Below are 18,466 nucleotides of genomic sequence, written 5' to 3' on the forward strand. Positions count from 1 at the left end.
TCCCAACGCGCCGTCTTCCTCGACCCCCACGACCCCCAAGTGATCGCCGCCGCACGCGCCGAGGGCATCCCCGAGGACTGGATCACCGCCGCCCAACGCTCCCCCATCTGGGACCTCATCACCCGCTACGAGGTCGCCCTGCCCCTGCACCCCGAGTACCGCACCCTGCCCATGGTCTGGTACATCCCACCCCTGTCCCCCGTCGTCGACGTCGTCGCGGCCTCGGGCAACGACGGCGAAGACGGACGCACCCTGTTCGCCGCCATCTCCCAGCTGCGCATCCCCCTCGAATACCTCGCCGGGCTGTTCACCGCCGGGGACACCGCCCCCGTCGAACGCGTCCTGCGCCGCCTGGCCGCCATGCGCTCCTACATGCGCGACATCAACCTCGGCCGAGACCCCGACGAACGCACCGCCGCCGCGGTCGGCATGACCGGCACCCAGATCCAAGAGATGTACCGCCTCCTGGCCATCGCCAAGTACGAAGACCGGTACGTCATCCCCACCGCCCACACCGAGATCGCCCGCGAGCTCGACGAATTGTCCTGCTCCCTCGACTACGACGGCGGCCCCGGCATGGGCGGCATGGGCCTCACCGGCGCCGGGCCGTTCGGGGAGACGTCGGGGAGCCCCGTCCCGGTCGCGGTCGAGAACTTCCACGTGCTCCAGGCGCGGCAGACCGCGGACTCGCCCTACGGGCCCTCGACGCCCGGGCGCGTCAACCTCCTCAACTGGGACGGCAACGGGCGTCCGCCCGGACTCTTCCCGCCGGGCGAGGGGCCCGAGCCGGGCGACGTGTCAGGCGCACCGGGCGGCGTCACCCCTGGGGGCCCCGGCTCGCTGCCCGGAGGTCGCCAGGACGCACGCCACGACACGATCCCCGGCCCGTCGGCGCCCGGTGGGTCGGCAGGCGGACCGGCGCCCGGGAACGGACCCGGCGTCGAGCCCGACGGGGGCACCCGATGAGGACGCGGTCGCTGCTCACGACCCCGGCACTGCGTCCCGGGGCGCGACCCCGCGGGCCGCAGCCCGACCACCTGTCGCCCGTCGCGGCGTCGGGCACCCAGCGCCGCACGGCCCACATGGCCGCGTCCGTGCTGCTCGCCTACCCCGACGCGGACGTGCTCGACGCGGCCGTCGCCGTCCGGGCGTCGACGCCGGGGCTGCCGGCGCCCGTCCGCGAGCGCCTCGACGCGTTCTGCGACCTGCTGACGGCGTCCGCGGACGTGACGGGCCTGCGCGAGCTCCAGGCCCGCTACGTCGCGACGTTCGACCTCAAGCGCAAGTGCTCGATGTACCTGTCGTACTACGCCGCGGGCGACACCCGGCGGCGCGGGACGGCGCTCGTCGCGTTCGTCGAGGCGTACCGGGCCGCGGGCTGGGAGGTCACGGGCTCGGAGCTGCCGGACTACCTGCCGACCGTGCTCGAGTTCTCGGCCCGGACGGAGGGCGACGACGCGACGATCGCGGCCGGGCTGCTGGCCTCGCACCGCGACGGGATCGAGGTGCTCCGGACCGCGCTCGAGAGCATGGCGAGCCCGTGGACCGGCCTGGTCGAGGCGGTGTGCCTCACCCTGCCGCCGCTCGACGAGCGCACGCAGCAGCGGTACGTCGAGCTCGTGACCGCGGGGCCGCCCGCCGAGCTCGTGGGGATGGAGCCGTTCGCGCTGGAGCCGTACGGCGCCGGGGCCGACCGAACCGGAGGAGCGGTGCGATGAGCGGGGTGAGCACGGGCGAGATCCTGCTGTGGGTCGTGTTCCCGTACGTGACGTTCGCGGTGTTCGTCGTGGGGTCGATCTGGCGGTACCGGTACGACAAGTTCGGCTGGACCACGCGGTCGAGCGAGCTCTACGAGAAGCGGCTGCTGCGGCTCGGCTCCCCGCTGTTCCACTTCGGTCTGCTGTTCGTGATCCTCGGGCACCTCATGGGGCTCGTCATCCCCAAGTCGTGGACGGAGGCGGTGGGCATCAAGGAGGTCGCCTACCACTTCGTCGCGACGTACATGGGGTCGATCGCGGCGGTCGCGCTCGTCGCCGGGCTGCTCATCCTCATCTACCGACGCCGCACCACGGGTCCCGTCTTCCGCGCGACGACGCGCATGGACAAGACCATGTACGTGTTCCTCGCGGCGTCGATCCTGCTCGGGTCGTGGGCGACCGTGCAGACACAGCTTCTCGCCGGCGGCCACGGGTACGACTACCGGGAGACGATCTCGCCCTGGTTCCGCTCGCTGTGGTACCTCCAGCCGCAGCCCGCGCTCATGGAGGGCGTGCCCGCGGCGTTCCAGCTCCACATCGTCGCCGCCAACCTGCTGTTCATCCTGTGGCCGTTCACGCGGCTCGTGCACGCGTTCTCCGCGCCCGCGCCGTACCTGTTCCGCCCCTACGTGGTGTACCGGTCGCGCGAGGCGTCGGTCGCCGCGCGAGCCCCGCGACCCGGCTGGGACCCCTCGGAGCGCCCGCGCGGGCGATGATCCCGGGCAGCCCCACCGCGCCCGCGGACTACCAGGTCAGCGGCCGGAAATCACCGTGGCGCCCCGAGCGACCACCGGGGACCACCGGGTGAAATGAGCGCCGCGGCGACCACGGAACGCCCCGACACCCCCTCCTTCCAGGGGCGGTCACCCCGACCGTGACCGTCACCCGGAAGAGGTTCGAGCATGTCCACCACCGCCCCGACGACCGCCGGTCGCCCCCGCGCCGTCCGCCCGTCCGCGTCGTCGACCACGCCCCCTGCCCCGCGCCGCGCCGCCGTCCTGACCGAGCGCCTGACCGGTCGCGTCGACACGGCCGTCGCCGCCACCGCGCGCTTCCTCACGCGCTGGTCCGTCCCCGCGCTGCGCGTCGCCCTCGGGCTCGTGTTCCTCGGGTTCGGCGTCCTCAAGTTCTTCCCCGGCGCGAGCCCGGCGGAGTCGATCGCGGCACGGACCGTCGAGACCCTCACGTTCGGCCTCGTCGGCGGGACCGCGGCGGTGATCTTCACCGCCGTCCTGGAGACGTTCATCGGGCTGACCCTCCTCACCGGTCGCCTCCTGCGGGCCGGGCTGGTCGCCCTCGCCGTCGCGATGGCCGGCATCCTGTCGCCGATCGTCCTGTTCGCCGACGAGCTCTTCGGCCACGGCATGACCCTCCTGGGCCAGTACGTGCTCAAGGACGTCGTCCTCGTCGCCGGCGCGGCCGTCGTCGCCGCCGTCGCCCTCGGGGCTCGCCTGAAGCTCGACGCATGACACCTCGGCGCTCCCACGCCTTCCCTGACCCGACGCACAGGACCCCGTGACCGGTACCGGTCACGGGGTCCTGTCTGTCGGGGTGCCGACCGCGCCGTGGCGAGGTAGAGCCTCCGTCAGCCGAGTGCGATCGTCAGGTACGCGCTGTTCGGGTCGTCCGTGTAGTCCGCGAACGGCGCGCACGGCACGAACCCGTGGCGCGCGTAGAGCCGGCGCGCAGGGGCGAAGTAGTCCTCCGTGCCCGTCTCCAGGCTCACGCGGTCGAGGCCGCGGTCGCGCGCGACGTCGAGCAGGTGCGCGAGGACCGTGGCGGCGACGCCCCGGCCCCGCGCGGCCGCCGTCGTGCGCATGGACTTGAGCTCACCCAGCGTCGCGTCGTGCTGCTTGAGCGCGCCGCACCCGAGGAGGCCGCCGTCCGCGGACCGCGCGGTGACGAACGTGATGTCCGGCGCGCGCAGCCGCTCGACGTCCAGCGCGTGGACGCTCTCCGGCGGCGACGTCGCGTGCATGTCGTCCAGGTGCTCCTGCAGCAGCGCCAGCACGTCGTCGGCCGTCGGGTCCTCGACGGCGACGCGCACGTCCGCCCGGGTCGTCGTCTCGCTCACGCCCCGAGCGTCCCACACCAGCCAGCGCCGCCGACATCGAGCGATGCGTCCGTGGACGAACGATGCGTCCGGAGACGCAACGCTCGGACCGTGACGCAGCAGTCGCCCTGGCCGGTCGGCCGACGCGCGCGAGGTCAGGAGTCGAGCGACGCGAGCGCCTCGTCGACGGCCGCCCAGAGCCGGCGGCGGACGTCGAGGTCCTCCGTCTCGGTCTCCGGGTCGCCCCAGGGCTGGTCCAGCCAGGGCGGGGTCGCGACGAAGTGGCCCGCTCCGTCGCCGTGGATCGCGACGGTCGTCCCGGCGTCACGGTCCGCGAGGCTGCTCTCCGCGCGCCGCAGGAACGCGCACGAGTCCCACAGCTCGTCCTCGGTGCCGCACGCGAGCACGACCGGACCATCGATCACCTCGAGCGGGATCCGGGCCTCGGGGCTCGCCGGCGTCTGCGCGTGCACGTCCGACGAGCACGGGAGGGGCTCCCCGCCCAAGGTCCAGGCAGAGCGCGAGAAGTCCGGGTACCCGCACATCACGGCGTCGGCGCCGACCGGGGCGATCGCACCGTGCACGAGCTCCGGCCGGTTCGCCGCGAGCCACAGCGCCATCTCCCCGCCGCGCGAGACGCCGAACGCGACGACGGCGTCGCCGTCCACGCCCGGCTGCTCCCGGAGCCAGGCGAGGGCGTCGAGGAACGTCTCGGCCGGCACCTCCTCGAGCGACGACGGCTGGTCGACACCCTTGAAGTAGCCGATGCCGAGCGCGGGGTACCCGAGGCCGGCGATCGCCTCGGCGACCATCCGCCCGGTCTCCGACCCGCCCTCGGACCCGCCGAACGCGAGGACGGCGGGCCGTGGGTCGTCGGCGGAGAGGCCGTCCGGGACCGCGTAGACCCCGGGGAACCCCTCCGCCGCGGTCTCCCGGGTCGTGACCTCGGACGTCGGCGTCGGCCCGTCGGTGGGCGTGCCCGACGTCGGGGCCGTGGTCGGGTCGTCGGGCGCCGCGCCCGCGGTGCACGCGGCGAGCGTGAGGGCGACGACGGCGGCCCCGAGGACGGCGAGCGTCCCCCGTCGATCCGTGGGGACGGCGGCGGGACGGGCGCGTCGTCGGAGGGCCATGCGTCACCCTAGCGAGCGCTGCGGCGAGACATGTCGAGCGCCCGCTCGCCGCCTGCGTCGTTTGTCACGGTCCGACGACGTGACACTCCGCAGGTGCGGGTTTATCGTCACCTTCATGCCGCACTTTCGGATTCGCGAGGCCGCAGGCCTGCTCGGAGTGAGTGACGACACCGTCCGACGCTGGGTCGATGCCGGGGACCTCGCCGCGAGCGCCGACGACGCCGGGCGCAAGGTCGTCGACGGCGCGGAGCTCGCGCGCTTCGCCGTCGCCCAGTCGCACCCGACGCCCGACCCGTCCGGCGTGGCGCGCTCGGCGCGCAACCGGTTCGTCGGGATCGTCACGGACGTCGTGAGCGACGCCGTCATGTCCCAGGTCGAGATGCTCTGCGGGGGCCAGCGCGTGGTCTCGCTCATGAGCACCGAGGCCGTGCGCGAGCTGCGCCTCGAGCCCGGAAGCCTGGCCGTCGCGGTCGTCAAGGCGACGACCGTCATCGTCGAGACCCCGGGAGGAACCGCGTGAGCGCGTCCGCACGCCCCCGCACGACCACCCGCACGACCGCCTCCCGCCGCCGCGCCCGAGGAGCCCTCGCCGGGCTCGGGACGGCGGTCCTCGTCGCCGCGCTCGCCGCGTGCGGCACGGGCACGGACGCCGGGGACGACGCCTCACCGTCGGACGGGGCCACGGACGCCGCGAGCACGCCGGCCGAGGAGCGCACGCTCACGGTCCTCGCCGCCGCGTCGCTGCGCGACGTGTTCACGGACCTCGCGGCCGACTTCGAGGCCGAGCACGAGGGCGTCACCGTGGCGCTGTCGTTCGCCGGGTCGTCCGACCTGGGCGACCAGATCCTCGCCGGTGCGCCGGCCGACGTCTTCGCCTCCGCGGACGAGCGCACCATGACCCGGGTCGTCGAGGCGGGAGACGCGTCCGACCCCGTCGCGTTCGCGACCAACACGCTGACGATCGTCACCCCGCCCGGCAACCCGGCCGGCGTCGAGACGTTCGCCGACCTCGCGCGCGAGGACGTCAAGGTCGTGGTGTGCGCGCCGGAAGTCCCGTGCGGGGGCGCGACCGACAAGGTCGCCGCGGCCGCGGGCGTCACCGTCCACCGCGTGAGCGAGGAGGCCAGCGTCACGGACGTCCTCGCCAAGGTGACGTCGGGCGAGGCCGACGCGGGCCTCGTGTACGTCACGGACGCGACCCTCGCGGGCGACGAGGTCGACGTGGTCGACGTGCCCGAGACCGACGCCGCGCTCAACGTCTACCCGATCGCGCTCGTCGCCGCCGCCGAGGAGTCCGGCCCGGAGCAGGTCGCGCTCGCGCAGGCCTGGGTCGACCTCGTGACCGGCGACGCCGGGCAGGCCGCGCTCGCCGCCGCGGGCTTCGGCGTCCCCGACGCGGCGACGCCGTGACGTCCGCACCAGCCCGCAGGTCCTGATGCGCGGGCTCCCCCGCTGGGTCCTCGTCCCGGCGCTGCTCGGCGCGCTGTTCGTCGTCGTCCCCGTGGTGGCGATGGTCGCTCGCGTCGAGCTGGCGCCGGGGCCGGACGGGACCGGCGGCTTCTGGGCCCTCGTGACGTCGCCGGCCGCGCTCGACGCGCTCGGCCTGTCCCTGCGCACCGCGCTCGTCGCGACGCTGTGCTGCGTGCTGCTCGGCACGCCCATGGCGCTCGTCCTCGCGCGCACGACGTTCCCCGGGCAGCGCGTCGCGCGCGCCCTCGTGCTGCTGCCGCTCGTGCTGCCCCCGGTCGTCGGGGGCATCGCGCTGCTCCACACGTTCGGGCGCCGCGGGCTGATCGGCCAGCACCTCGAGGTGCTGGGGATCGAGATCGCGTTCACGACGACGGCCGTCGTGCTGGCCCAGACGTTCGTGGCGCTGCCGTTCCTCGTGCTGAGCCTCGAGGGCGCACTGCGCACGCAGGACACGCGCCTCGAGGACGTCGCCGCGACGCTCGGCGCCGGGCCGACGACGGTGCTGCGCCGCGTCACCCTCCCGCGCGTCCTGCCGGGGCTGCTGTCGGGCGCGGTGCTCGCGTTCGCCCGGGCGCTCGGCGAGTTCGGCGCGACCATCACGTTCGCGGGCGCGCTCCAGGGCGTCACGCAGACCCTGCCGCTCGAGATCTACCTCCAGCGCAGCGCCGACCCGGACGCCGCGGTCGCGCTCTCGTTCGTGCTCGTCGTCGTCGCGGTGCTCATCACGGCGGCCGTCCACGGCCCGCGCGTCCTCGGCGGCCCGGACGCCCGGACGGCGCGCCCGCGGCGCGGGGGCCGGGTGGCCCGCAGGTCGGGCACCCAGCCCGACGGCGGCCGGCTCGTCCGGGAAGACGTCTCGCCCGGGAGCGGCACCGACCCGGCGTCGGCACCCCCGGCGGGCCGGACCCCGCGCGCCGACGGGGCCCCCGCCGCGCTCACCGTGCGCGCCGTCGTCCCCGACCGCGGCCTCGACGTCGAGCTCGCGCTCGCGCCGGGCGAGGTCGTCGCGGTGCTCGGCGCCAACGGGGCGGGCAAGTCGACGCTCGTGCAGGTCGTGGCGGGCCTCCTCCCGCCCGGCGACGTGCACGACGCCCAGGTCGCCGTCGGGGACGACGACGTCACGCGGCTCGCGCCGCGACGCCGCCGCCTCGCGTGGCTCAGCCAGCGGCCGCTGCTGTTCGAGACCCTCTCGGTGGAGGACAACGTCGCGTTCGGCCTCCGGGCGCGGGGCGTGCCGCGCGCCCGTGCCCGGCGCGAGGCCCGGGCCGCGCTCGGGCACGTCGGCACCGCCGACCTCGCGACCCGGCGCTCGACCGACCTCTCCGGCGGGCAGGCGCAGCGCGTCGCGATCGCCCGGGCGCTCGTCACCGACCCGCGCGTGCTCCTGCTCGACGAGCCGCTCGCCTCGCTCGACGTCGGCGTCGCGCAGCACGTGCGGTCGGTGCTGCACCACGCCCAGCGCGAACGGCCCCGCACCACGCTCCTCGTCACCCACGACCTGCTCGACGTGCTGCTGCTGGCGGACCGCGTCGTCGTGCTGGACGCGGGTCGCGTCGTCGAGGACGGTCCGGTGGACCAGGTCCTCACGCGACCCCGGTCCCGGTTCGCGGCCCGCCTCGCGGGCGTCAACCTCCTGGCGGGGACGGTCGTGCACGTCGCCGTGCCGGAGCCCGTCACGGTGGGGAGCCTCGGGACGGAGCCGGGCGGGCCGGGCTCCGGCGGGGCGGAGGCGGCTCTGGTCCCGACCGAGGCGGGGCCGGACGAGGAGGCCGCCGCACGCGAGGTGACGGCCGCCGTCGACGGTGCGGAGATCCGCGTGCGCGGGACGGCGGACGAACCGCTCGCGGTCGGGACCGGGGCCGTCGCGGTGTTCGAGCCGCGCGCGGTAGCGGTCCACCGGGCGACGCCCGAGGGCAGCCCCCGCAACGCGTACCGGGTCGTCGTGACGAGCGTCGAGCCGCACGGTCCGCTGCTGCGCGTGTGGGGACGCGCGACCGGCGAGGGCCCGGGCGACCAGGCTGCGGGGGCGACGACCGTCGTCGGGCACGACGCCCCGCACCTCGCCGCGGACCTGACGACCCGCGCCGTCGCCGAGCTGCGCCTGACCCCGGGCGAGCTCGTCTGGTTCGTCGTCAAGGCCGCGGAGGTCCGCGTCCACCCCCGCTGACCCCACCCTGCCGAGTCAGACGGCGGCCGGTGCCTCCGGTGCGGGCGCGGGCGCCGCGTCGCCCGGGGGCCGCACGGCTCGCGACCACTCGCCGCCGCGGGCACGGACCGCGACGAGCAGGACGACGAGCCCGACGGCCGTCATCGCCGCACCCGCCCACAGGGGGGACGTGAAGCCGAGCCCGGCGGCGATGGTCAGGCCGCCGATCCAGGCGCCCAGCGCGTTGCCGACGTTGAACGCGGCGATGTTCGCGCCCGACGCGAGGGTGGGCGCGCCCTGCGCGTAGGACATGACGCGCATCTGGAGCCCGGGGACGGTCGCGAACCCGAAGGCGCCCATGAGGACGAGGCTCACGACGGTCATCACCTGGCTCGTCGCGGTGAGCGCGAAGACGCCCAGCACCACGGTGAGCGCCGCGAACAGCACGACGAGCGTCGTGCCGAGGCGGCGGTCGGCCGCGCGCCCGCCGACGAGGTTGCCGACGAACAGCCCGCCTCCGAACAGCACGAGCAGCCACGGGACCGACGCCGACGTGAACCCGCCCACCTCGGTGAGCGTGAACGCGATGTACGTGAACGCGCCGAACATCCCGCCGAACCCGAGCACCGTGATGGCGATCGAGAACCACACCTGGGCGCTGCGGAACGCGGCGAGCTCGCCGCGCAGCCCGGCACTGCCCGACGCGCGGTCCGTCCCGGGCGAGGTGCTCCCGCCGGGCGCGGGGGCGGCGTCGGGCGAACCCACCCGCGACGGGACGAGCAGCGCGATCCCGACGAGCGCGACCACGCCGATGGCGGTGATGGCCCAGAACGTCGCACGCCACCCGGCGGCCTGGCCGAGGAACGTGCCGAACGGGACGCCGAGCACGTTCGCGATGGTCAGCCCGGCGAACATGATCGAGATGGCCCCGGCGCGCTTCTCGGGCGCGACGAGGTCGGCCGCCACGACGGCGCCGATCCCGAAGAACGCGCCGTGGCACAGCGCCGCGACGACGCGGCCGAGGAGCATGACCTCGTACGTCGGCGCGACGGCGGACAGCAGGTTGCCCGCGATGAACAGGACCATGAGGCCGAGCAGGGCTTTCTTGCGGTCGACGCGCGTCAGGGCCGCGGTGAGGCCGATCGCGCCGACGGCGACGGACAGCGCGTAGCCCGAGATGAGGTAGCCGGCGACGGACTCGGTGACGCCGAAGTCGGCGGCCACCTCGGGCAGCAGGCCCATGATGACGAACTCGGTGAGCCCGATGCCGAAGCCCCCGATGGCGAGGGCCCAGAGGGCGACTGGCATGACGATCTCCTGGTTCCGGGAAGGTGCGGGTCTCGGGTGACGTGCGGCGCGGCCGGTGCGGACGCGCCGCCGGGTCAGCCCTCGAAGGTGTCGGGGTGCGGTCCGATGCGACCGGCGGCGTCGAGGGCGTCGATCGCGGCGACCTCGTCGGCGGTGAGCGCGAAGCCGAGGACGTCGAGGTTCGACGCGACGCGCGCGGGGGTCACGGACTTGGGGATGACGACCGTCCCCTGCTCCAGGTGCCAGCGGAGGACGACCTGGGCGGGCGTGACGCCGTGGGCGGCCGCGACGCGGACGACCGTCGGGTCGTCGAGGACCGTGCCCTGGCCCAGCGGGCTCCACGCCTCGGTGACGATCCCGAGCTCGGCGTGGACGTCGCGCAGCGCGCGCTGCTGGAGCGCGGGGTGCAGCTCGACCTGGTTGACGGCGGGCGTCTCCCCGGTCGCGGCGACGAGCGCGCGCAGGTGTGCGGGCTCGAAGTTGGAGACGCCGATCTCGCGGACGAGGCCCGCGTCGCGGGCCGCGACCAGGCCCTCCCACGCCTCGACGTACCGGCCGCGCGCGGGCGACGGCCAGTGGATCAGGTAGAGGTCCAGCCGGTCGAGGTCGAGCAGCTCGAGCGACCGCTCGAGCGCGGGGCGGACCGCGTCGCGGGCGAGGGAGTCGATCCACAGCTTGCTCGTGACGAAGACGTCGTCGCGCGCGAGGCCGGACTGCGCGAGCGCGCGGCCCACGCCCGCCTCGTTGCCGTAGACCGCCGCGGTGTCGACGCTGCGGTACCCCGCCTCGAGCGCGAGGCTCACCGCGCGCGTGGTCTCGGCGTCAGGCACCTGGAAGACGCCGAAGCCGACCTGCGGGATCGAGGTGCCGCCGCGCAGGGGCGTGCAGGGCATGGTCGTGAGGGTCGAGGACACGGGGGAGCTCCTGGAGGACGAGCGGGAAGGGATGGCGTTGCGTACGCGTTCAGCTGGCGTCTGCACTTGTTGCAGACGCGCACTATCGATAGTTGCACACGCCGATTAGTTGCACAAGCGCTATAGTTGTGACGACACGCACGGACCGAGGAGGACCCCATGGGCATCGCCGACGACGCCGTCGAGATCCGCGCGCAGGGCTGGCGCACGCTCGCCGCGCTGCACGGGCTCATCGACGCCGCGCTCGAGCGCGCCCTCCAGGCGGAGCACGACCTCTCGGTCGTCGAGTACACCGTGCTCGACGCGCTCTCCCGGCAGGACGGCTGGCACATGCGCATGCAGCAGCTCGCGCGTGCCGCCGCGCTCTCCCCCAGCGCGACCACCCGGCTCGTCAACCGGCTCGAGGACCGCGGCCTGCTCACGCGCATCCTGTGCCAGGACGACCGCCGGGGGATCTACACCGAGCTCACGCCCGCCGGCGAGGCCCTCCTGCTCGCCGCACGGCCCACCCACGACGTGACCCTCGAGGCTGCCCTGCACGACGCGACGGAGACACCCGAGCTCGCGTCGCTCGTCGACGCGCTCCACGCGCTCCCGGCTCCGGCCGGCGCGGCGTAGCCCCACCTGCTCCGGTCGGCTGCGCCGCCCGGCACGCGGTAGAGCCGGGCACGCGCGAGAGACCGTCCGGTCAGGCCTTGTGGTCGACCCCGCCGAGCGCGGCGCGGACCTCGCCGACGATCGCCGCCATCGCCGCCTCGGCGGCGCGCGGGTCGCCGTCCGCGACGGCGCGCGCGACGGCCTCGTGCTGGTCCAGCGCCTCGGGCACCGGCGAGGCGGGCATGAGGCCCAGGTGCGTCCGACCGCTGAGCACCGCGGCGACGACGCCGGCGAGCGCGCCGAACATCTCGTTGCCGCTCGCGCGGAGCAGGAGCTCGTGGAAGCGGACGTCGAGCGTGAGGAACTCCTCGAGGTCGCCCGCCTCGCCGAGCATCCGCATGCGCGCGGCCGCCGCGACGAGCTCGGCGCGCTCGTCGTCGGTCGCGTGGACCGCCGCCCCCGCGGCCGCGAGCGGCTCGACGGCGTGCCGCAGCTCGGTGAGCGTGCGGAGCTGCGGGTCGCGGCCCGGGCCCTCGAGGCGCCAGCGGATGACGCGCGGGTCGAGCACGTTCCACTCCTCGATGCTGAGGACGACGAGCCCGACGCGCCGCTTCGACCGCACGAGGCCGAGCCCCTCGAGGAGCCGCATGACCTCGCGCGCGACGGTGCGCGAGACGCCGAACTCGGACCCGATCGACTCGAGCGTGAGCGGCGTGCCGGCCGGGGCGTCGCCGCTGGTGATGCGACGACCCAGGGAGTCGAGCACGGTGGTGTGCAGGACCGTCGTCGCCATGCTCGCAGCCTAGTCGCGGCGAATGGTGCTATCAATCACTTGCCAAAGGTGCTACCAATAGCCCAAAGTGGAGGCCAGCGACGACCACGACGGTCGCCGCCCGGGGAGCGGTCGGCACGGCGCCGACCCGCCCCGGACGCCCCGCCCGACACGGAAGTCGACACATGGACACGGACGTCAGCACCACCGACCGGCCCGACGACGCCGGGAGCCACTCCCTGCCCCAGCACCTCGTCGTGATGGGCGTCGCCGGCTCGGGCAAGACCACCGTCGCGACGCTGCTCGCGCAGCACCTCGGGACCGAGTACGCCGAGGCCGACCAGTTCCACCCCGAGGCCAACATCGCCAAGATGAGCGCCGGGACGCCGCTCACCGACGAGGACCGCTGGCCGTGGCTCGAGGCGATCCGCGACTGGCTGAGCGCCGAGGCGGACGCCGGGCGCTCCGGCGTCGTGACCTGCTCCGCGCTCAAGCGCTCCTACCGCGACCTGCTGCGCACCGCGCGGGGCCAGGTCTGTTTCGTCCACCTCGACGGCAGTCCCGACCTCCTCGCGGAGCGCATGGCGCACCGCAGCGGCCACTTCATGCCCACGTCGCTCCTGCCCTCGCAGCTCGCGACGCTCGAGCCCCTGGCCGACGACGAGCCGGGCTTCACGCTCGACGTCGCCTCCACGCCCGAGCAGATCGTGGACGAGATCCTCGCGCGCACGCGGCTGAGCAGCGCACCCGGCGCCCGCTGAGCGCGCGCCACGACCCGACCACCGACCTCGACCGTCGACGGAGACACACCCATGCCCCCTGAGGACTGGACACAGACCCTGACCGCCGGACCGCTGCTCGCGATCGCCGCGGGCGCGATCGCGCTCCTGCTGTTCCTCATCATCAAGCTCAAGCTGCACGCGTTCCTCGCGCTCGTGCTCGTCAGCCTGCTCACCGCGGTCGTGGCGGGCATCCCCACGGGCTCGGTCGTCGAGGTGCTGACCGCCGGGTTCGGCACGACGCTCGCGACCGTCGCCCTGCTCGTCGGTCTCGGCGCGATGCTGGGCAGGCTCGTCGAGACGAGCGGCGGCGCGAAGGTCATGGCCGACTTCCTCATCGGGAAGTTCGGCGAGAGGCGCGCGCCGTTCGCGCTCGGCCTCGCGTCGCTCATCTTCGGCTTCCCGATCTTCTTCGACGCCGGCCTCGTCGTCATGCTGCCGATCGTGTTCTCCGTGGGTCGCCGGCTGGGCGGCTCCCTCCTGCTCTACGGGCTGCCCGTGGCAGGTGCCTTCTCCGTCATGCACATCTACGTGCCGCCGCACCCCGGGCCCGTCGCCGCGACCGAGTTCCTCGGCGCGAACGTCGGGATCGTCATCCTCCTCGGGCTCGTCGTCGCGATCCCCACCTGGTACGTCACGAGCTACCTGTTCGGGCGCTACGTCGGGCGCCGCATCGAGCTACCCATCCCGGCGATCCTCGGCGAGGCCGACGAGGACCAGCTCGAGAACCCGCCGAAGTTCGGCACCGTCGTCGCGATCCTCCTGCTCCCGCTCGTGCTGATCTTCGCCAACACCGGGCTCGACGCGCTGCGCGCCGCCGGCTCCGTCGACCCGGAGAACCCCGCCGTGCAGGCCCTGCGCGCCATCGGCGCGACGCCGGTCGCGCTGCTCATCACGGTGCTCGTCGCGGCCTGGGTCCTGGGCCGGCGTCGCGGCGTCTCCGGGACGGCGCTGGAGAAGACCCTCGACTCGGCGCTCGGCCCGGTCTGCTCGGTCATCCTCATCACCGGGGCCGGCGGCATGTTCGGGGGCGTGCTGCGCGCGACCGGCATCGGCGACGCACTCGCCGACGTGCTCGGCGACCTGGGGCTGCCGGTGATCGTGGCCGGGTTCCTCATCGCGGCGATCCTGCGCGTCGCGCAGGGCTCCGCGACCGTCGCGCTGACCACCGCCGCCGGGCTCATCGCCCCCGCGGTGGAGGCGGGCGGCTTCAACGCGATCGAGCTCGCCGCGGTCGTCGTGTCCGTGGCGGCGGGCTCCGTGGTGCTCAGTCATGTGAACGACTCCGGGTTCTGGCTGGTCGGCCGGTTCTTCGACATGGACGTCAAGACGACGCTCCGCACCTGGACGGTCATGGAGACCGCCATCGGCGTCATGGGCTTCGCCATCGCGGCGCTCGTCTTCGCCGTCGCGTAGCGCGGCGCACCGCGAGGACCGCCCGGGCACGGCGCCCGGGCGGTCCTCGTCGTCGTGGACGTCAGCCCCGGTCGGTGAAGACCGGGGTGTAGGCGTCGCGGTCCGCGACCCAGGACTTCCGACGGAAGCGCTGGAGCGACAGCCCGAGGAGCGTGAGCAGCCCGGCCATCACGAGCAGCCCGAGGTCGCCGCCCGCACCGGTGGTGGCAAGGGCCGTCGGGGCCGACGCCATGACGGTCGAGCCGCCGGTGGCGGCGGCCACGGCACCGTTCCCTGCCACCGGGTTGAGCACCCGGGTCACGGTGCCGTCCGTGCCGTCCGAGGTCCCCGGGTCAGCAGGGTCAGTCGGGTCGGTCGGGTCGGTCGGGTCGGTCGGGTCGGTCGGGTCGGTCGGGTCGGTCGGGTCCGTCGGGTCCGTCGGGTCCGTCGGGTCCGTCGGGTCCGTCGGGTCCGTCGGGACCGCCGCCGTCGGGCACGCGGCGGAGGCGTCGCCCAGCAGGCCGACGCCCACGCCGCAGACCGTGACCGGGACCGTCACGGGCAGGTCGACGTCGAGGTCGGGCAGCGCGCCGAGCACGCCGTCGTCCCCGAGAACCCCGCCGAGCAGGCCGTCGTCGCCGAGCACGCCGTCCAGCAGGCCGTCGCCCGACGAACCGCCGCCGAGCAGGTCGTCCACGAGACCGTCCTCGCCGAGGACCCCGTCCAGGACGCCGTCGTCCCCGCCGAGCACGCCATCGCCCAGGAGACCGTCGCCGAGCAGGTCGTCCACGAGGCCGCCGTCGCCCAGAACACCGTCGAGCAGGCCCGAGCCGTCGGACGCGTGGCCGGAACCGGCCCCGTCGCCGGAGCCCTCACCGGCGCCACCGCCGACCGTCGCGTCGCCGCCGACACCGAGCGCGACGCCCGAGACGTCCACGGGGATGGTGACCGGCACGTCGACGTCCACGTCCGAGCCGGACCCGGTCGCACCGTCGTCGGTACCGTCGGCCGGGGCGGCCGGAGCTGCCGGGGCCGGCGTGACCGCCGCGTCGCCCAGGACGCCCACCGCGACGCCGGACACGTCGACGGGAACCGTCACCGGCACGTCGACGTCCACGTCCTCCGCGTGCGTCGGCGCGGGGGCGGGAGCCGGTGCGGGCGCCGGCTCCGGGTCCGCGGCCGGCGCCACCGCGGCGTCGCCCAGGACGCCGACGGCGACACCCGACACGTCGACGGGAACCGTCACCGGGACGTCCACGTCGATGTCCGCCGGACCCGCCGGGGCGGGCTCCGGAGCGGGCGCCGGCTCGGCGGCCGGCGCGGCGGTCGAGGTCACGGTCGCGTCGCCGAGGGCGCCCACCGCGACGTCGGACACGGTCACGGGGACGTGCACGGGCACGTCGACCGAGACGTCGGGCAGAACCTCGGTCACCTGGCTCAGCGGAGCCTCGACCGAGACGTCCAGCCCGAGGTCGCCGAGGAGGTCGCCCTCGGCTGCGTGGGCCGCTCCGGCCCCGACGACCACGAGGCCGCCTGTGACGAGCGCTGTGCGCAGCGCGCGCCGAACGAAGGTGTGCATGATCGGTCTCTTTCCTGCTCAAAGGTGGTGGCGCACGACGGCGCCGGGTCGCGTCTGCCGCGCGACGCGCGGCGACGGACCACCTCAGGCAGGAGAGACGGGGACCTCGAAGAACGTCGAGGGGTGCTTCGACCGCGCGTCGTCCACGACGGCGGTCCAGGACGAGAGGGAGGGGGCGTCGGCGCCGTGGCCGACCGCCGCGAGGTCGCCGCCCGACCCGGCGCGCTGCGCGCTGCCGGAGGGCGCGGGCGTGGTGCCGAGGCCGCCGTCGGCGGGGATGCCGCCGGGTGACGCGGGACCGCCCGCGGGCGCGACCGTGCCCGGCGGAGCGTCGACCGCGGCGAGGAGGACGCCACCGTCGAGCCCTGGGTGCGGCGCGCCGGACCGGGCGCCGGTCGACGCGGTCGGGCCCGCGCGATCCACTCCGGTCGCCGGTGCGGACGGGGGCACGCCGGCCGACGCCGACGGAGCCGCCGGGCCGGGGTCAGAAGTGTTCGGCGCGGAGCTTCCCGGCTCCGCCGGATCGGCCGGGCCCGCAACCTCCGGGCCCGGCCCGGGCGCCTCGGGCAGCACGGGCGCGAGCGGGTCCAGCGGCGTGAGCGGCCCGGTGACGGGACCGAGGACAGGGTCGGTGACCGGCGCCAGGACGTCGAGGACCGGGGTCAGCGCCTCCAGGACGGGCGCGACCGGGTCGAGCGCCGGCGCCACGGTCTCGAGGACCGGGTTCACCACCGGGGCGACCGCCTCGACCACCGGCGTCGCGGCCGGCACGACCGCGTCGAGGACCGGCGTGGTCACGGGCGCGACGGCGTCGGTCACGGGCTGCACGACGGGTGCCACCGGCGCCACGACCTGCTCGACCACCGGGGCGGCCGGTGTGACCACCTGCTCCACCACCGGGGCGACGGGTCGTACGACCTCCTCGACCACGGGCGCGGCCGGGGTCACGACCTTCTCGACGACCGGGGCGGCCGGCTGGACGACGGGGGCGACGACGTCGCGCACGACGGGCTTGACGACCTCCTGCACGACCGGGTCCACGACGGTCTGGACCGTCGAGGTCACGGGCGACAGGGCCTTGCCGAGTCCGAGCGGGTCGTCCGCGGCGGACGCCCCGCCCGCCGTCGCGACGGCGAACGCGAGGCCGGCACCGAGACCGCCACCGGCCACGAGCGCGCGCACGAGCCAGCGACGGGCGGCTGGTGCGCGCCTGCCCTGCGCGTCGTGCGTCGCGTCCATCGTGTGCCCCGTGGGTCGTCGGTGCAGCGAAGCGGCGGGCCGGCAGGCCCGTCCGGGGTCACGGTAGGCATGCCCGTGTGACGCTCACCACCGGGAGCGTCCGTTTTCACCCGACGGTTGCCCCGAACACCAGGCCGAGGAGGTAGGTCGCGGCCGCCGCGCCGAAGCCGATGCCGATCTGCCGCATGGCGCGCGTCAGCGGCGACGTCCCCGAGAGCAGGCCGACCGTCGCGCCGGTCGCGAGGAGCGCGATCCCCACGAGGAGCGCCGCGACACCCACGGCGACGAACCCCGTGAGGCCGAAGAGGTAGGGCAGCACGGGGATGAGCGCGCCGGACGCGAAGAACAGGAACGACGACACCGCCGCCCCCATGGCCGTCCCGTGCGTCTCGTGCTCGTCCGCGCTGGGCGGCGGGGCGATGACGGTCTGCTGCGTGTACGTCGCGAGGACGTCGGCGGCGTGCGCCTCCGCCTCGACCGGCGCCATGCCGCGTGCCCGGTAGACGAGCGCGAGCTCGTTCGCGTCGACGTCGAGGTCCGGCAGCGCGGCGGACGCCTGCGGGCTGGGGGTCGAGGCGTCGAGCAGCTCGCGCTGCGACCGCACCGACACGTACTCCCCCGCGCCCATGGACAGCGCACCCGCGAGCAGGCCGGCGAGCCCCGAGAGGAGGACGGTGCTGTTCGAGGCCCCCGACGCCCCGATGCCGAGGATCAGCGCGAGGTTGGACACGAGCCCGTCGTTCGCGCCGAACACCGCGGCGCGGAAGGTGCCCGACATGCGGTTGCGCCCCCGCGTCGCGAGCCCGCGCACGACCTCCTCGTGGATCCGCTCGTCCGCGGCCATCGTGGGTGTCGCGTCGGCGTCGGTGTCGTACGTCGAGCGCGCCTCGGCGCGCTGCGCGAGGGCGAGGACGAACACGCCGCCGAACCGGCGCGCGAGCCAGCCGAGCGTCCGGGTGCGCCAGTCGCCGCGCAGCGGCTTGCCGACGTCGTCGCCGAGCAGGTCGAGCCAGTGCCGCTCGTGCCGCTTCTCCGCGTCCGCGAGCGCCAGGAGGATGTCGCGCTCCTCCCCGCTCCGTCGGCTCGCGAGGTCCCGGTAGACCGCGGCCTCCGCGCGCTCGTCGGCGAGGAACCGGCGCCACCGCCGGATCTCCTGCGGGGTCGGTCGGTGCCCGACGGCGGGGGCCGGGTCCGCGCCCGACGGCACCCCGCGCGGGGTGCCGGCGGGCAGGCCGGTGTGCGGCTCAGGCGTGGAGGACATGCCTCCATGATGGCGATCTTCGGCGGCGCCGTGTTGCGCGCGGCCGAACGCGGGTCCGGGGGTCCC

The 18,466-nt window shown here is 75.2% G+C and carries 17 protein-coding genes and 1 pseudogene; 10 read left to right on the forward strand and 8 right to left on the reverse strand.

Features of this window, described 5'->3' with window-relative positions:
* The 4 genes and pseudogenes from A0J59_RS06385 to A0J59_RS06400 all read left to right on the forward strand — a co-directional run.
* Positions 1–966 (forward strand): annotated as a pseudogene (locus tag A0J59_RS06385) (hypothetical protein); the annotation flags it as partial.
* Positions 963–1,718: a nitrate reductase molybdenum cofactor assembly chaperone gene (gene narJ, locus A0J59_RS06390; protein WP_082918798.1), complete on the forward strand. Its 756-nt coding sequence runs from the start codon at positions 963–965 to the stop codon at positions 1,716–1,718. The pseudogene A0J59_RS06385 and the gene narJ, both read left to right, overlap by 4 nt.
* Positions 1,715–2,473, forward strand: a complete 759-nt coding sequence (gene narI / locus A0J59_RS06395) for a respiratory nitrate reductase subunit gamma (RefSeq protein WP_141388954.1) — start codon at positions 1,715–1,717, stop codon at positions 2,471–2,473. Before narJ ends, narI begins: the two co-directional genes overlap by 4 nt.
* 186 nt (positions 2,474–2,659) lie before the next feature.
* On the forward strand, positions 2,660–3,226 hold the full coding sequence (locus tag A0J59_RS06400) for a DoxX family membrane protein (RefSeq protein ID WP_082141539.1): 567 nt from the start codon (positions 2,660–2,662) through the stop codon (positions 3,224–3,226).
* Between the two features lie 116 nt (positions 3,227–3,342).
* Here A0J59_RS06400 and A0J59_RS06405 read toward each other — a convergent pair whose 3' ends face one another.
* Complete coding sequence (locus A0J59_RS06405; RefSeq protein WP_255365039.1) at positions 3,343–3,831, reverse strand: GNAT family N-acetyltransferase; 489 nt, start codon at positions 3,829–3,831, stop codon at positions 3,343–3,345.
* Positions 3,832–3,965: 134 nt separating this feature from the next.
* A complete protein-coding gene (locus A0J59_RS06410; RefSeq protein ID WP_064315593.1) occupies positions 3,966–4,940 on the reverse strand; it encodes an acyl-CoA thioester hydrolase/BAAT C-terminal domain-containing protein in 975 nt (324 codons plus the stop codon).
* Between the two features lie 115 nt (positions 4,941–5,055).
* Here A0J59_RS06410 and A0J59_RS06415 point away from each other — a divergent pair, with 115 nt between their 5' ends.
* Genes A0J59_RS06415 through A0J59_RS22615 form a run of 3 tightly spaced genes read left to right on the forward strand, consistent with a single transcriptional unit; the run spans position 5,056 to position 8,577 of the window.
* Positions 5,056–5,460 (forward strand): molybdopterin-binding protein, encoded by a 405-nt coding sequence (locus A0J59_RS06415; protein ID WP_064315594.1) that lies wholly within the window; start codon positions 5,056–5,058, stop codon positions 5,458–5,460.
* Positions 5,457–6,350 carry a molybdate ABC transporter substrate-binding protein gene (gene modA, locus A0J59_RS06420; RefSeq protein WP_064315595.1) on the forward strand — a complete coding sequence of 298 codons (894 nt, stop codon included), beginning with the start codon at positions 5,457–5,459 and terminating at the stop codon, positions 6,348–6,350. Before A0J59_RS06415 ends, modA begins: the two co-directional genes overlap by 4 nt.
* A 25-nt stretch (positions 6,351–6,375) precedes the next feature.
* Positions 6,376–8,577 carry an ABC transporter permease gene (locus A0J59_RS22615; RefSeq protein WP_064315596.1) on the forward strand — a complete coding sequence of 734 codons (2,202 nt, stop codon included), beginning with the start codon at positions 6,376–6,378 and terminating at the stop codon, positions 8,575–8,577.
* Positions 8,578–8,592: 15 nt separating this feature from the next.
* On the opposite strand, the gene A0J59_RS06430 is transcribed toward A0J59_RS22615, so the two are convergent.
* Complete coding sequence (locus A0J59_RS06430) at positions 8,593–9,864, reverse strand: MFS transporter (RefSeq protein ID WP_064315597.1); 1,272 nt, start codon at positions 9,862–9,864, stop codon at positions 8,593–8,595.
* A gap of 74 nt (positions 9,865–9,938) precedes the next feature.
* A complete protein-coding gene (locus tag A0J59_RS06435) occupies positions 9,939–10,757 on the reverse strand; it encodes an aldo/keto reductase (RefSeq protein WP_064315642.1) in 819 nt (272 codons plus the stop codon).
* Between the two features lie 180 nt (positions 10,758–10,937).
* On the opposite strand from A0J59_RS06435, the gene A0J59_RS06440 reads away from it, so the two are divergent.
* Complete coding sequence (locus A0J59_RS06440; protein WP_053370600.1) at positions 10,938–11,396, forward strand: MarR family winged helix-turn-helix transcriptional regulator; 459 nt, start codon at positions 10,938–10,940, stop codon at positions 11,394–11,396.
* 70 nt (positions 11,397–11,466) lie between these two features.
* On the opposite strand, the gene A0J59_RS06445 is transcribed toward A0J59_RS06440, so the two are convergent.
* The gene (locus A0J59_RS06445; RefSeq protein WP_064315598.1) at positions 11,467–12,168 is read right to left on the reverse strand and encodes a FadR/GntR family transcriptional regulator; all 702 of its coding nucleotides are present in this window, start codon (positions 12,166–12,168) and stop codon (positions 11,467–11,469) included.
* Between the two features lie 164 nt (positions 12,169–12,332).
* Between A0J59_RS06445 and A0J59_RS06450 the strand changes: the two genes are divergently transcribed.
* Complete coding sequence (locus tag A0J59_RS06450; RefSeq protein ID WP_053370598.1) at positions 12,333–12,908, forward strand: gluconokinase; 576 nt, start codon at positions 12,333–12,335, stop codon at positions 12,906–12,908.
* 51 nt (positions 12,909–12,959) lie between these two features.
* Positions 12,960–14,342, forward strand: a complete 1,383-nt coding sequence (locus A0J59_RS06455; RefSeq protein WP_053370597.1) for a GntP family permease — start codon at positions 12,960–12,962, stop codon at positions 14,340–14,342.
* Between the two features lie 61 nt (positions 14,343–14,403).
* On the opposite strand, the gene A0J59_RS22035 is transcribed toward A0J59_RS06455, so the two are convergent.
* From A0J59_RS22035 to A0J59_RS06470, 3 genes are all read right to left on the reverse strand, one after another.
* Positions 14,404–15,900, reverse strand: coding sequence for a hypothetical protein (locus tag A0J59_RS22035; protein ID WP_064315599.1), 1,497 nt, complete (start codon positions 15,898–15,900; stop codon positions 14,404–14,406).
* 84 nt (positions 15,901–15,984) lie between these two features.
* Positions 15,985–17,139, reverse strand: coding sequence for a hypothetical protein (locus tag A0J59_RS06465; protein WP_064315600.1), 1,155 nt, complete (start codon positions 17,137–17,139; stop codon positions 15,985–15,987).
* A gap of 106 nt (positions 17,140–17,245) precedes the next feature.
* Positions 17,246–18,400 (reverse strand): VIT1/CCC1 family protein, encoded by a 1,155-nt coding sequence (locus tag A0J59_RS06470; protein ID WP_082918799.1) that lies wholly within the window; start codon positions 18,398–18,400, stop codon positions 17,246–17,248.
* Between the last annotated feature and the right edge of the window lie 66 nt (positions 18,401–18,466).

Origin of the sequence: Cellulosimicrobium sp. I38E, assembly GCF_001647255.1 — a bacterium.
GTDB lineage: Bacteria > Actinomycetota > Actinomycetes > Actinomycetales > Cellulomonadaceae > Cellulosimicrobium > Cellulosimicrobium cellulans_E.

What these genes read in the sequence shown, in the direction of transcription:
- A0J59_RS06445 (WP_064315598.1), bottom strand. Translation starts at nt 12,168, where the DNA reads ATGGCGACGACGGTCCTGCACACCACCGTGCTCGACTCCCTGGGTCGT.
- narJ (WP_082918798.1), top strand. Translation starts at nt 963, where the DNA reads ATGAGGACGCGGTCGCTGCTCACGACCCCGGCACTGCGTCCCGGGGCG.
- A0J59_RS06470 (WP_082918799.1), bottom strand. Translation starts at nt 18,400, where the DNA reads ATGTCCTCCACGCCTGAGCCGCACACCGGCCTGCCCGCCGGCACCCCG.
- A0J59_RS06410 (WP_064315593.1), bottom strand. Translation starts at nt 4,940, where the DNA reads ATGGCCCTCCGACGACGCGCCCGTCCCGCCGCCGTCCCCACGGATCGA.
- A0J59_RS06465 (WP_064315600.1), bottom strand. Translation starts at nt 17,139, where the DNA reads ATGGACGCGACGCACGACGCGCAGGGCAGGCGCGCACCAGCCGCCCGT.
- A0J59_RS06455 (WP_053370597.1), top strand. Translation starts at nt 12,960, where the DNA reads ATGCCCCCTGAGGACTGGACACAGACCCTGACCGCCGGACCGCTGCTC.
- A0J59_RS22615 (WP_064315596.1), top strand. Translation starts at nt 6,376, where the DNA reads ATGCGCGGGCTCCCCCGCTGGGTCCTCGTCCCGGCGCTGCTCGGCGCG.
- A0J59_RS06400 (WP_082141539.1), top strand. Translation starts at nt 2,660, where the DNA reads ATGTCCACCACCGCCCCGACGACCGCCGGTCGCCCCCGCGCCGTCCGC.
- A0J59_RS06415 (WP_064315594.1), top strand. Translation starts at nt 5,056, where the DNA reads ATGCCGCACTTTCGGATTCGCGAGGCCGCAGGCCTGCTCGGAGTGAGT.
- narI (WP_141388954.1), top strand. Translation starts at nt 1,715, where the DNA reads ATGAGCGGGGTGAGCACGGGCGAGATCCTGCTGTGGGTCGTGTTCCCG.
- A0J59_RS06450 (WP_053370598.1), top strand. Translation starts at nt 12,333, where the DNA reads ATGGACACGGACGTCAGCACCACCGACCGGCCCGACGACGCCGGGAGC.
- A0J59_RS06440 (WP_053370600.1), top strand. Translation starts at nt 10,938, where the DNA reads ATGGGCATCGCCGACGACGCCGTCGAGATCCGCGCGCAGGGCTGGCGC.
- A0J59_RS06430 (WP_064315597.1), bottom strand. Translation starts at nt 9,864, where the DNA reads ATGCCAGTCGCCCTCTGGGCCCTCGCCATCGGGGGCTTCGGCATCGGG.
- A0J59_RS22035 (WP_064315599.1), bottom strand. Translation starts at nt 15,900, where the DNA reads ATGCACACCTTCGTTCGGCGCGCGCTGCGCACAGCGCTCGTCACAGGC.
- A0J59_RS06435 (WP_064315642.1), bottom strand. Translation starts at nt 10,757, where the DNA reads ATGCCCTGCACGCCCCTGCGCGGCGGCACCTCGATCCCGCAGGTCGGC.